Here is a 12,948-nt window from a genome sequence, read left to right on the forward strand (position 1 = left end):
GTGTCCGCTCAGCGGGAGACGGTCGCTGTCCCACGGACGACCCCTCGACGTCCGTGAGACAGCGGCAGTGTCCGGTCAGCCGACGGTCTCGGGTGCCTTCTCCGGTGCGACGTCGGCCGCAGAGCGCTGCCGACGCCCGAGCGCCCAGCAGGCCAGGGTGATCGCGCACGTGAACGTGAGCGTCGCGAACAGTTGGTTGCGTGCCGCGTCGTCGAACAACGCCAGCACCGCGACCGCGGCGAGCAGCGCGAGGGCGACGTACGACAGATACGGGAAGGCCCACATCTTCAGCGGCAGATCCGTCCGGCCCGACTTCTCGGCGCGCCGCCGCAACACGATCTGCGACACGGTGACGAACGTCCACAACACCAGGATCGTCGAGCCGACCGCATTGAGCAGGAGGGGGAGAACACGATCCGGGGCCAGGTAGTTGAGGACCACGGTGACGAAACCGAACGCCACCGACGCCAGAACCGCCACCCGGGGAACGCCGTTGCCCGACACCCGGCCGAACACCTTCGCCGCCGCACCGCGTTCGGACAGCGAGTAGATCATCCGGGAACCACTGAACAGCATGGCGTTCAGCGACGACAGCAGCGCGATGACCACGACGACGGTCATCACGGCGCCGGCGCCGGGCACGTGCGCGGCGTTCAGGACGGCGACGAACGGACCCGTCGCGAGTTCGTCCGCGGTCCACGGCAGCACGGTCACCATGATCAGCACGGAACCGACGTAGAACACCAGGATCCGCCACACGATGGACCGCACCGCCCGGCTCACGTTGCGCTTGGGCTCCGACGTCTCCGCGGCCGCGATGGCCATCACCTCGGTGCCGCCGAACGCGAACACGACGATCAGCAGGCCGGCCGCGATGCCGGTGACGCCGTTGGGGGCGAACCCGCCGTGGCCGGTGAGATTCGACAGCCCCGGCGCGTCGAAACTCGGAATCCAGCCGAGAATCATCGCGCAGCCGACCGCCAGGAACGCGACGATGGCGGCGATCTTCAGCGCGGCGAACCAGAATTCGAACTCACCGAAGCGGGAGACGCCCGCCAGGTTCACCGCGGTCAGCACGCTCATGTACGCCAGGGCCGCCACCCATTGCGGCACCGCGGGTATCGACGCGGCCGTGATCGCGGCCGCCGCGGTCGCTTCCGCGGCCACCACGATGACGACCTGCACCCAGTAGAGCCAGCCGATGGTCCGGCCGGCGATCGGGCCCATCGCGTTCTCGGCGTGGACGGAGAACGCACCGCTGTCGGGATCGGCGGCCACCATCTCGCCCATCATCCGCATCACGAGGACGACGAGGAATCCGGCGATGAGGAAGGAGACGAGCACGGCGGGCCCGGCGACGGCGATGCCCGCACCGGAGCCGACGAACAGTCCGGCGCCGATCGCGCCGCCCAGACTCATCATCACCAGCTGACGCGGTTTCATCGCCTGCTGTAGGCGCGTGGTGGAGGCCGGTGGGTCGTGCACTGTGTTCATGGGTTCTCCCGGTCCGTCAGACGAGCTGATCGAGTGCGATCTCGAACGCGGTACCGGCGATCCCGGTCGGCTGCGCATTCCGTGCGAAGCAGCGCTCGAGTGCCGTCGCGATCGTGGCGGAGACGTCACCGAAGATCGCCTCGTCCGACACCTCGACGTCACCCTCCATCAGCAACGCGAACGCTCGGGCCATACCGCAGTTGGCGATGAAGTCGGGAACCACCGCGACGCTCTTGTCCGCGTATTCGTAGGTGGGTCCGTAGAAGATCTCATCGTCCGCGAACGGTACGTTGGCGCCGCTCGCCACCACCTCGAGGCCGCCCGCGATCAACCGGTCCACCTGTTCGCGGGTCACCAGACGCGATGCGGCGCAGGGCAGGAACACCTCGGCGCCGGAACTCCAGATCGTCTCGTCGATCTCCTCGAACGGCAACGTGCCCGCGGCGCGCAGTTCGTTGCCTTCCTTCGCGAGAAACAGGGCGCGAATCTGCTCGAAGTCGTAGCCGTCGGTATTAGACAGTCCACCGTTGCGGTCGAGGATGCCGACGATCCGGGCACCCGACTGCGCCAGGTAATACGCGGCGGCGGCACCGACGTTGCCCCAGCCCTGCATGATGACCCGCTTGCCGGCAAGTTCGCCGCCGTAGACCCGGTAATAGTGCCGCACCGATTCGGCGACACCCCATCCGGTGATCAGATCGGACACCGTGTACTTCGCCTGCGGATCGGGAGTGAACCGCGCATCCTCGACGACCTTCGCGACGCCCAGCCGCAACTGGCCGACCCGCTGCACCCGCTCACGGTCGCTGGCCGCGAAGTGTCCGTTGACGACGCCTTCCTGCGGATGCCACAGCCCGTAGCTCTCGGTGATCGGCACGACCTCGGCCATCTCGTCGACGTTGAGGTCGCCGCCGGTGCCGTAGTACGACTTGAGCAGCGGGGTGACCGCTTTGAACCAGCGTCGCAGCACCTCGTCCTTGCGCGGGTCGGTGGGGTCGAAGTCGATGCCCGACTTCGCGCCGCCGATCGCCGGTCCCGAGACGGTGAACTTCACTTCCATCGTCTTCGCGAGCGACTCCACCTCGCGGCGATCGAGACCGCGGCGCATCCGGGTTCCGCCGCCGGCGGCGCCGCCCCGCAGCGAATTGATCACCGTCCATCCGCGTGCGGAGGTCTCCGTGTCGTGCCACTCGAAGACGATCTCGGGGGCCTTCTCTTCGAATCGGGTGAGCAGATTCTTCATCGCTTCTCTCGGTTTCTCGACTGCCGGGATGGGGCGTCGCGGTCGGTGTGTCCGACCGGTGCCCGCGCTGTTACGGCGATCACTGTGGTGGGCGCCACTCGTGCGCCGCAACCGGGTGCGCAGCAGGTAGCCGCGATGAACATCACCGAGAAAGAAGTTCGACGTTTTCCTATTCAGTTTGTGCAGCAGAACCGGTGATTACGTGGTTAATCCGGATCCGTGACGGCGGTGCGGTAGGCCGGAGCCTTCGCCGAGCGCGGTCGGTCGAGGGTTCGGAGTAGGGGCATCGAGCGATAGGGGACGATCACCGACAGCACCATCACGCTGGTGGATCGGGCGACGACGCTCGACTTGTTCAGATCGATCAGGGTCTGCTGCAGCCCGAGGTGCGAGCCGGCGGCGATGCGGCACAGGATGTCGCCGGAACCGGTGGTCGCGAACGCCTCGAGCACACCGGGAATCGACTCCAGTTCGTTGGTCACCGAGTCGAGTGCGCCCTGCGCCGTCTCCAGCGTGACGAACGCCTGCACGTCGAACCCGGCGGCGGCGAGGTCGAGGCGTGGCTCGTATCCGGCGATCACGCCCGACTCCTCGAGTTTGCGCACCCGCGCCTGGACGGTGGCCCGCGCGACCTTGAGCCGCCGGGACAGTTCGAGTACGCCCGCCTTCGGGTCGTCGTGCATGGCGTCGAGCAGGGCGAAGTCGAGTTCGTCCAACTGAACAGCGTCCTTCATGGTCGGGCCTCTCCGAAGTGATCCAACTAGTCCGACTGTATAAGAAAAGTGGTCCAGGGGCCGTCAAAGGTGGCACTACGGCTAGCTACTGCTGGCTCGGTTGCCTACGTGAGCGGCGTGAGTTTTCGTAGTGATCCAGGCAACAGGCCACGCCCCCGTCCCTCGAACCAGGAAGACAGCGATGACGATCGAGCAGACTCTCACCGACAAGGAACGCCTGGCAGGTCTCGACCTCAGCCAGCTCGAGCAACTGGTCGGGCTGGTGGAATACGACGGCACCCGCGACCCGTTCCCGGTCAGCGGCTGGGACGCCGTCGTCTGGGTGGTCGGCAACGCCACCCAGACCGCCCACTACTTCCAATCCGCCTTCGGGATGACCCTCGTCGCCTACTCCGGGCCCACCACCGGCAACCGCGACCACCACGCCTTCGTCCTCGAATCCGGGGCCGTCCGCTTCGTGATCAAGGGCGCCGTCGACCCGGACAGCCCGCTGATCGAGCACCACCGCACCCACGGCGACGGCGTCGTCGACATCGCCCTCGCCGTCCCCGACGTCGACAAGTGCATCGCCCACGCCCGCGCCCAGGGCGCCGTCGTCCTGGACGAGCCGCACGACGTGACCGACGAGCACGGCACCGTCCGGCTCGCCGCGATCGCCACCTACGGCGACACCCGGCACACCCTCGTCGACCGCACCCGGTACACCGGCCCGTACCTGCCCGGCTACGTCGAGCGGACGTCGTCGCACACCAAACGCGTCGGCGCCCCCAAGCGCCTGTTCCAGGCCCTCGACCACGTCGTCGGCAACGTCGAACTCGGCAAGATGGACCACTGGGTCGACTTCTACAACCGGGTCATGGGCTTCACCAACATGGCCGAGTTCGTCGGCGAGGACATCGCCACCGACTACTCCGCGCTGATGAGCAAGGTCGTCTCCAACGGCAACCACCGGGTCAAGTTCCCGCTCAACGAACCCGCGATCGCCAAGAAGCGTTCGCAGATCGACGAATACCTCGACTTCTACCGCGGTCCCGGCGCGCAGCACCTGGCGTTGGCGACGAACGACATCCTCACCGCCGTAGACCAGCTCACCGCCGAGGGCGTCGAATTCCTGGCCACCCCCGACTCCTACTACGAGGACCCGGAACTGCGCGCCCGGATCGGCAACGTCCGCGCCCCGATCGAGGAATTGCAGAAACGCGGCATCCTCGTCGACCGCGACGAGGACGGCTACCTGCTGCAGATCTTCACCAAACCCCTCGTCGATCGCCCCACCGTGTTCTTCGAACTCATCGAACGCCACGGCTCCCTCGGCTTCGGCATCGGCAACTTCAAAGCCCTCTTCGAAGCCATCGAACGCGAACAGGCCGCCCGCGGAAACTTCTGAGCGAGAGACTCACTCCACGGTCGGGGGGCCGCCGATCGCCGTCAGCAGAAACGCCTCGGCGGCGGCGGCGTCCACACCGAGCGCGGTGAGTGGGCCGGGAGCGTCGGACTCGCCGGCGAGCAGTGCGAGCAGCATGTGTTCGGTGCCGACGTAGTTGTGGCCGAGGCGCACCGCCTCACGAACGGTGAGTTCGATGACCTTCTTCGCCGCCGCCGAGTACGGAATCAGGGCAGGCAACTCGGCGTCGGACACGGCCTCGGGCACCGTGGCCTCGGCGGTCTCGCGGATCGCGATCGGGGTGATGTCCTGGTCTGCCAGCGCGCGCATCGCGAGACTGTCCGGGGCGCAGAGCAGGCCGAGGAGCAGGTGCTCCGATCGGATCTCGGGCTGGTGGGCGGCCCGGGCCTCTTCCTGGGACTGGACCACCGCTTGCCGGGCCTTCTCGGTGAAGCGCGCAAACATGTTCGCGCTCTCCTTGGGGGTGAAACGTTGTTGCGCAGCTTGTTTGGTGACTCCGATGCAGCCGCCGATCTCCGTCCACGAAGCGCCGCTGCGCCGCGCCTGGTCCACGAAGTGCCCGATCAGGTGGTCGGCGATCTCGTTGACGTGGTCGGCGGTGAGTACGGCCGCCGTGAGTTGTTCGAGCGGTTGGTCGGGGTAGCCGGCGCGGATCCCGTCGATCAGGTCGTCGAGCCGAATTTTCGTCATGCGTCAACGCTAGATTGACGATGGCGCATCGTCAAGGCTTTCTTGACGATCTTGTGCGGCGGCTTTGCCTCCGGATCGGTGCCCTCGCGAATACGATGACGCCATGAGCCCTACCGAGGCAGTGGTGGCCGGGGCCGGGCCGACCGGTCTCACGCTCGCATTGGAACTGGCGCGCCGCGGTGTCGAGGTGCGGATCCTCGACAAGTCGCCCCAGCCGTTCGCCGGCTCGCGGGGCAAGGGATTGACCGCGCGCAGCCAGGAGATATTCGACGACCTCGGCATCGTCGACGAGGTCGTCGACGCGGGGTTCCGGCACCTTCCCAACCGGATCGCGGTCCGCGGTCAGGTGGTCAGCGACAGCGACCCGCACGCGGACCTGAGCCCCAGCCCCGACCGTCCCTACGACAGCGGGCTCATGATTCCGCAGTGGCGGACCGAGCAGATCCTGCGAGATCGGCTCTCGGAGTTCGGAATCGACGTGGAGCGCGGCGTCGAGGTGGTCGGTTTCGACCAGAACACCGACAAGGTGACCGTCCGGCTCGCCGGGGGCGGGACCGTCATGGCGCGCTACCTCGTCGGCTGCGACGGCGGCCGCAGCGCGGTGCGCAAGGCGCTCGGGGTGTCGTTCGAGGGGGCCGGCGGAATCGAGGGCATGCTCCTCGGGGACGTCGCCGTCGACGGTCTGACCCCCGACCGCTGGTACCAGTGGACGCACCCGGAGAAGGGGTTCGTCGCGTTGTGCCCGTTCCGGGGAGTGAATTCCTGGCAGTTCCAGGGTGTGCCGTTCGCCGATTTCGACGAGGACGGCAACCTGCCGGAACCGTCGCTCGACTACTTCCAGCGGGTGCTCGACGATGTCGCCTGCGATCCGGGCGTCCGACTGTCCGAACCGACCTGGTTGTCGACGTGGCGGGTCAACGTGCGCATGGTGGACCGCTTCCGCGACGGTCGCGTGTTCCTGGCCGGGGACGCGGCCCACATACACCCGCCGGCCGGTGGGCTCGGGATGAACACCGGCATTCAGGACGCCTACAACCTGGGGTGGAAGCTCGCCCTGGTGCTGGCCGGCTCCGCGGACCCGTCGCTCCTCGACACGTATCAGGAGGAGCGCATGCCGCTCGCGCGCTGGACGCTCGGGGTGAGCAGCGAGGGGTTGCAGAAGGTCGCGGCGAGCCTCGGCAGCGAGGATTCCACGGGCCTCGCGGGCGCCGTCACCGAGGACGGTCAGCAACTCGGTTTCGGCTACCCATGGAGTTCGCTGTCGCAGGACGGGGACGTGACGACGGGTGTGCGCGCGGGCGACCGCGCACCCGACGCGCCGTGCCTGAGCCCGGATGGCACCCCGCTACGACTGTTCGACGTCTTCCGCGGCACGCATTTCACCATCCTCGGGTTCGGCGGCGGGTCCCGGCACCTGCTGCAGACTCTCGCCGAGGAGGCGCCCGACGACGTGAAATACGTGGTGGTGGGCGATTCCCGCGGTCCCGGTATCGACGTCGTCGACGACCGCGGTTTAGCGCGCAGCGCGTACGGGGCACACGGTGGCACGCTGGTGGTGGTGCGCCCCGACGGCTACGTGGCGCTCACCGCCGCGGCCACCGCCGCCGATGACGTCCTCGACTATCTCGGCCGCCTCGTGGGGAGGTCGTCCTGACGAAAGGCTGCACGATGCGACACAAGGACGAGGAACGCGACTACGACGAGGCCGACCTCCGGGTGGAGTCCCCGAAGGACCATGCGGCCGGGCCGACCGCTGTCGCGGTGTCGATGAAACGGTCGCTCGAGCACATGGGTGTGGTCCGGACGGCCGAGACGTTGCTGCGGCTGAACCAGGCCGAGGGATTCGACTGCATGAGCTGCGCGTGGCCCGATCCCGACCCGGGCCATCGTCACGCTGCGGAGTTCTGCGAGAACGGCGCCAAGGCCGTGGCGGAAGAGGCGACGCGGGATCGGGCGACACCTGAATTCTTCGCCCGGCACAGCATCGCCGACCTCGACTGCCACAGCGAGCACTGGCTCGGGCAGCAGGGCCGGATCACGCACCCGATGGTGAAACGGCCGGGCGGAACTCACTACGAACCCATCGAATGGGACGAGGCCTACGCCCTGATCGGCAACCAGCTGAACGCCCTGGACAGTCCCGACGAGGCGATCTTCTACACGTCCGGCCGGGCGTCCAACGAGGCCGCGTTCGCGTACCAGTTGTTCGTCCGGGCGTTCGGGACCAACAACCTGCCCGACTGTTCGAACATGTGCCACGAATCGACCAGCATCGCGCTCCAGGAGTCGATCGGCATCGGCAAGGCCAGCGTCACGATGGACGACGTGTATCAGGCAAAACTCATTGTGTTGCAGGGCCAGAACCCCGGAACCAACCATCCGCGGATGTTGTCGGCGCTGGAGAAGGCCAAGCAGAACGGCGCCAAGATCCTCGCGATCAATCCGCTGCGCGAGGCGGGTCTGGTCAATTTCAAGAATCCTCAGACACCCCGCGGCATGGTGGGCCCGGGCACCGACCTGTCCGACCTGCACCTGCCCATCGCACTCAACGGCGATCTCGCCCTGCTGCAGGCCTTCGGGTCACTGCTCGTCGAATGGGACGCCCTCGACCACGAGTTCATCGAACAGCACACGATCGGGTTCGAGCAGTGGAAGCAGCACGTCACCGGCATCGACTGGGACGTCGTCACCCGCACGACCGGCCTGTCGCGGGAGCAGATCACCGATGCAGCCCGGCTTCTGCGCGATTCCGACGCCACCGTGTTCTGCTGGGCGATGGGGCTGACCCAGCACCATAATTCGGTCGCAATCATCAAAGAAGTCACCAATATCGCACTCGCCCAGGGAAACATCGGCAAACCCGGTGCGGGGCTGCTGCCGGTGCGCGGGCACTCGAACGTGCAGGGCGACCGCACGATGGGGATCTGGGAGCGCCCGCCGCGGCATTTCCTGGACGCTCTCGCGAAGGAATTCGACTTCGACCCGCCCCGGGAGAACGGCTACGACACCGTCGATTCCATCCGGGCGATGCGCGACGGCAAGGCGCATTTCTTCCTCGGGCTCGGCGGAAACTTCGTCCAGGCGGCCCCGGACACCGACGTCACCGCCGCCGCACTGCGCAAGACCCGGATGACCGTCCACATCTCCACCAAGATCAACCGCTCGCATCTCGTGTGCGGCGACACGGCGCTCATCCTGCCGACCCGGGGGCGCACCGAACAGGACGTCCAGGCCGGCGGGGCCCAGTTCATCTCGGTCGAGGACTCGACGTGTTCGGTCCACGCGTCCCGGGGCCCGCTGAAACCGGCCAGTCCGCACCTCGATTCGGAGGTCGGCATAGTCACCCGCATCGCCGAGGCCACCATCGGCGACCGGTACGGCCTCGAGTGGAAGAAGATGCGGGACGACTACGCGAACATCCGCCTGCACATCTCGCGGGTCATCCCCGGCTGCGAGGGGTACGAGGTGAACGTCCGGCGGCCGGGCGGGTTCGTGCTGCCGCACCCGCCGCGCGACTCCCGGACGTTCCCCACCCACTCCGGCCGCGCCGAATTCGCGGTGTCCCCGATCGAGGTGCTGCAGGTGCCCCAGGGCCACGTGATCCTGCAGACGATCCGTAGCCACGATCAGTTCAACACCACGATCTACGGGCTCAGCGACCGCTACCGCGGAATCGAGGGCGGACGCCGCGTGATCTTCCTGCACCACGACGACATCGCGGCTCTCGGATTCGACGACGGTGACATGGTCGACCTCTTCACCCACTGGGCCGAGGACGACCGGGTCCGCTGCGCCCACGACTTCCGGATCGTGGAGTACGACACGCCCCGCGGGTCCGCCGCCGCCTACTACCCGGAGACCAACCCGCTCGTTCCCCTCGACTCCACGGCGGCAGGCAGCAACTGTCCCACGTCGAAATCCGTCGTCGTCTCACTGGAGCGCGCAGGCCGCTACAACGCCGAATGCCCGCCGGGGGCCGGCCAGGACGAGGTCGGCGCGGACTGGATCCACAAATCGAGCCCCCAGCCGAAGCATCTGTCCTGACGTAGTTGCCATTGTGTGCCTGCTCAGCCCCTGTCGCGGTCGCGCAGGTAGTCCGCCAGCGGCGCATGCTGCTGTATGCGCGACAGGGCGATTCGGCGCGCCACCACCCACATGAGCGCGGAGCTCGCCACGGCGACGAGGACACACAGCGCGAAGTCGGCCGTGCCGATTCCCGTGTGCACGTCGTCCGGTTTCACGATGCGCCACAACACGACCGGGACCACCGCGATCGCCGCCGAGAACGCCGGAAACACCGCGTAAGGGACCACCAGCAGGATCAGCCACCGCACCACAACGGTTCGCCACCTCACGCGCTGCTCCCACCGCCACCGCAGCGGACGCTGGTGGTACGGGAAGAACACCCCCACCAGACTCGACCCGGCGAGCGGGCCGAACGGGCACAGCGCCACCGCGACGACGACCACGGCCGTGAACAACCAGTCCCGATCGGCGAACCCGACGGCGATCGCAATCGTCGCGCACAGCGGGGCGATCAGCATCCACAACGCCACCGCCTTGGCGCCGAGCATCGCCCCGAGTGCGTCCCGGTCGTCGAGTGCGGCGAGAATGCGCTCACGGTCCGGTGCCAGCACATTGGTGGCGGTCACGTCGGCGTACATCCAGCCCGCGAGGGCCAGGGCGAAACCCGACGGTCCGGTCCACTCGAACAGCCAGTTCCGCGGCAGCAGGAACCAGGCACCGATCATCAGCACGGCGTTGAACGCAACGGTCGCGAGCGTGTCTGCCGGGTTGCGCCAGATCCTGATCCACTCCGCACGAAGAGCGGCCATGACATTCAGCGTAAAGCGCCGGGCGGGCTGCCGGAGCCGTGTCGGCACTTCGCAATCGCTAGACTCGGCTGGTGGACATCCGGGACGCCGAGTATCTCGTCGCCGTGGTCGATCACGGCAGCATCACCGAGGCTGCGCGTGCCCTGTTCATCGCCCAGCCGTCGCTGTCGCAGGCGATCCGCGCCCTCGAACGCGATCTGGGTGTGGAACTGTTCGATCGTGGCGGGCGGAAGCTGAGGATCACCCCAGCGGGGGCGTCGTTCGCGAGCGCGGCGCGGCAGGTTCTTGCCGATGTCGAGCGGGCGCGGGCCGTCGTGCACGATGTCGCCGAACTGCGGTCCGGCACGCTCACGATCGCGGTTCTCAATTCTCTTGCCGCCGATCCGCTTCCGCGCATCGTCGGCCGGTTTCATCGGCAGTTCCCGCGCGTGGTTCTGGTCACGGTGGCGGCGGACGCTCCCGACGGCGTGGGCCGCGCGGTCCGGTCGGGTGAGTGCGATCTCGGGTTCACCGAACTGCTCGGCGACCAGCAGGGGCTCGAGTCCCGGGTGGTGGGAACGCAGGAGATCGTGCTCGCACTCCATGCCGATCTGGCGATCGAACTACCGGATCCGGTGCCCGTCGATCTGCTCGCCGACATTCCGATGATCGTCGAGATCGGGTCGCGGCCACGACTGCCGGTGGACAACATCGCCGTCGAGTGTGCCCACCGCCAGTCGATGTGGGAGCTGGTGGTCCAGGGTGCGGGGGCGACGCTGCTTCCGAGGCGCGTCGCCGAGCAGGAACTGCCGGGGGTCGTGGTGCGTTCGCTGGCACCGCCGGAAGTGCGCACCATCGGAATCGTCCGTAGACCGGATCCGCCTCCGCCCGCGGCGGCAGCGTTCATCGCTGCGCTCGACGAGGCTCACGGCGCGAGCGTGCCGAGGAATGCGCGTCCGGCCGGAGACAGCCGCGCTTCGTCGTAGATCACCCCGTACGGTGCGGTGATCGGCGGGTCGAGGGTGCAGATCCGTGCTCCGCCGACAGCGGCGCGTTTCGCAAGTGTGCGTTCCATGAACGACATTCCCACACCCTCGACGACGAAAGCGCCGACGGCTTCGCGCTGTTCCACGACGGCCGACAGGGTCGTCCGGCTGCCTGCGTTCTGCAGCGCCTTCTCGATGACGGTGCGCGACGACGACTCCTTGGGCAGCCCCACCACGGGAAGGTCCGGAAGGTCGTCGAGGGGGAAGGGGTCCCGCCAGGTGATTTCGGCGTCGTGCGGAACCACCAGCCAGTATTCATGAATTCCGAGGACGCGCGTCGTCAATCCCGCTGCAACGAAGGGGAAATGACTGAAAGCGATCTCGCAGTGCCCGTCGCGGATCATCGACCCGATGACGTCGACCGGACGCAGGTCGGCGAGCCGGACGACCACGCCGGGGTACTGCTTGCGGAAGGACCCGATCAGTTCCGTGACCGGTCCTTCCGCAACGTGTGCCGACGCGCAGATGTCGAGTCGGCCGCGCGGCAGCCCCGAGACGTCGACGAGCGAGCTCTCGGCGGCCACCAGATCTCGCACGATCTTGCGCGCGGGACCGACGAATGCCCTTCCCGCCGCGCTGAGGACCAGGCCGCGGCCCACGCGGTGGAACAGTTCGACACCGAGGTCACGCTCGAGATTGCGCAGCCCCTTCGACAACGACGGCTTGGTGACGCCCAGGGCCTCCGCCGCGAGCGCGAGGCCGTCGTTGTCGACGGTGGCGAGAAAGTACTCGACGTGTCGCGACTCCACCAGTGCAGACTACTGCCTCAGATGTGGCGTCCACCGGTGACTTCGAGGACGGTCCCCGTCATGTAGCTCGACAGATCGGACGCGAGGAACAGGGCCACGTTCGCGATCTCCTCGGGTTCGGCGCCGCGGCCCATCGGGACCTCCTTGAGCTTCGCCTCGATGATGTCGGCGCGCAGGGCACGGATCATGTCGGTGTTCACCACGCCGGGCTGGATCGCATTGACCCGGACGCCGAGGTGGGCGACCTCCTTCGCGGCCGCCTTGGTGAGGCCGACCATCCCGGCCTTCGCGGCGCTGTAGTTGGTCTGCCCGACCATGCCGACCTTGCCCGAGATCGACGAGATGTTCACGATCGAGCCCTTGCCCGCCTCGCGCATCGCGATGGAGGCGATCTGGGTGCCCAGCCATGCGCCCTGCAGGTGCACGTCGATGACGGAGCGGAAATCGGCGAGGGACATCTTGCGCAGCGTCGCGTCGCGGGTGATGCCGGCGTTGTTGACCCACACGTCCATGGCGCCGAACGTGTCGATCGCCGTCTTTCCCAGATTCTGCATCTGGTCCGGATCGGTCACGTCGCAGGCGACGGCAACTGCCTGGAATCCGTCGGCCTCCAGCTTTCCGGCCGCGGCCTTGACGTTCTCGGCGTGCATGTCGCCCAGGACGACCGACGCGCCCTCACTCGCGAACTTCCGGGCCATCTCGAAACCGATGCCCTGGGCTGCGCCCGTGACGACGGCGACCCGTCCCTCGAGAAGTGTCATGAATTCTTCCTT

11 protein-coding genes are annotated in these 12,948 nt (G+C 67.5%); 4 read left to right on the top strand and 7 right to left on the bottom strand.

The features are described 5' to 3' along the window. Positions 1 to 75: 75 nt before the first annotated feature. From H0B43_RS20895 to H0B43_RS20905, 3 genes are all read right to left on the bottom strand, one after another. Positions 76 to 1,494, bottom strand: coding sequence for an amino acid permease (locus H0B43_RS20895; RefSeq protein WP_185726204.1), 1,419 nt, complete (start codon positions 1,492 to 1,494; stop codon positions 76 to 78). Between the two features lie 16 nt (positions 1,495 to 1,510). Further along, positions 1,511 to 2,737, bottom strand: a complete 1,227-nt coding sequence (locus H0B43_RS20900) for a Glu/Leu/Phe/Val dehydrogenase (protein ID WP_185726203.1) — start codon at positions 2,735 to 2,737, stop codon at positions 1,511 to 1,513. A 206-nt stretch (positions 2,738 to 2,943) separates the two neighbouring features. Then, positions 2,944 to 3,471 carry an Lrp/AsnC family transcriptional regulator gene (locus H0B43_RS20905; RefSeq protein WP_185726202.1) on the bottom strand — a complete coding sequence of 176 codons (528 nt, stop codon included), beginning with the start codon at positions 3,469 to 3,471 and terminating at the stop codon, positions 2,944 to 2,946. A gap of 181 nt (positions 3,472 to 3,652) precedes the next feature. Between H0B43_RS20905 and hppD the strand changes: the two genes are divergently transcribed. Next, positions 3,653 to 4,858, top strand: coding sequence for a 4-hydroxyphenylpyruvate dioxygenase (gene hppD, locus H0B43_RS20910; protein WP_185726201.1), 1,206 nt, complete (start codon positions 3,653 to 3,655; stop codon positions 4,856 to 4,858). Between the two features lie 9 nt (positions 4,859 to 4,867). On the opposite strand, the gene H0B43_RS20915 is transcribed toward hppD, so the two are convergent. Then, complete coding sequence (locus tag H0B43_RS20915) at positions 4,868 to 5,566, bottom strand: Clp protease N-terminal domain-containing protein (RefSeq protein ID WP_185726200.1); 699 nt, start codon at positions 5,564 to 5,566, stop codon at positions 4,868 to 4,870. Between the two features lie 103 nt (positions 5,567 to 5,669). On the opposite strand from H0B43_RS20915, the gene H0B43_RS20920 reads away from it, so the two are divergent. Further along, the gene (locus H0B43_RS20920) at positions 5,670 to 7,220 is read left to right on the top strand and encodes an FAD-dependent oxidoreductase (protein ID WP_185726199.1); all 1,551 of its coding nucleotides are present in this window, start codon (positions 5,670 to 5,672) and stop codon (positions 7,218 to 7,220) included. A gap of 14 nt (positions 7,221 to 7,234) precedes the next feature. Continuing rightward, positions 7,235 to 9,610 carry an FdhF/YdeP family oxidoreductase gene (locus H0B43_RS20925; protein WP_185726198.1) on the top strand — a complete coding sequence of 792 codons (2,376 nt, stop codon included), beginning with the start codon at positions 7,235 to 7,237 and terminating at the stop codon, positions 9,608 to 9,610. A gap of 23 nt (positions 9,611 to 9,633) precedes the next feature. Here H0B43_RS20925 and H0B43_RS20930 read toward each other — a convergent pair whose 3' ends face one another. After that, positions 9,634 to 10,401 (bottom strand): hypothetical protein, encoded by a 768-nt coding sequence (locus tag H0B43_RS20930; protein ID WP_185726197.1) that lies wholly within the window; start codon positions 10,399 to 10,401, stop codon positions 9,634 to 9,636. A gap of 71 nt (positions 10,402 to 10,472) precedes the next feature. Here H0B43_RS20930 and H0B43_RS20935 point away from each other — a divergent pair, with 71 nt between their 5' ends. Continuing rightward, complete coding sequence (locus H0B43_RS20935; RefSeq protein WP_185726196.1) at positions 10,473 to 11,366, top strand: LysR family transcriptional regulator; 894 nt, start codon at positions 10,473 to 10,475, stop codon at positions 11,364 to 11,366. Here the strand turns inward: H0B43_RS20935 and H0B43_RS20940 are convergent. After that, positions 11,306 to 12,175: a LysR family transcriptional regulator gene (locus H0B43_RS20940; RefSeq protein WP_185726195.1), complete on the bottom strand. Its 870-nt coding sequence runs from the start codon at positions 12,173 to 12,175 to the stop codon at positions 11,306 to 11,308. The genes H0B43_RS20935 and H0B43_RS20940 overlap by 61 nt on opposite strands. Positions 12,176 to 12,192: 17 nt before the next feature. Beyond that, positions 12,193 to 12,936, bottom strand: coding sequence for a 3-oxoacyl-ACP reductase FabG (gene fabG, locus H0B43_RS20945; protein WP_144288532.1), 744 nt, complete (start codon positions 12,934 to 12,936; stop codon positions 12,193 to 12,195). Positions 12,937 to 12,948: the final 12 nt, after the last annotated feature.

Source organism: Rhodococcus sp. 4CII (genome assembly GCF_014256275.1).
In the GTDB taxonomy this organism is placed as follows: domain Bacteria; phylum Actinomycetota; class Actinomycetes; order Mycobacteriales; family Mycobacteriaceae; genus Rhodococcus_F; species Rhodococcus_F wratislaviensis_A.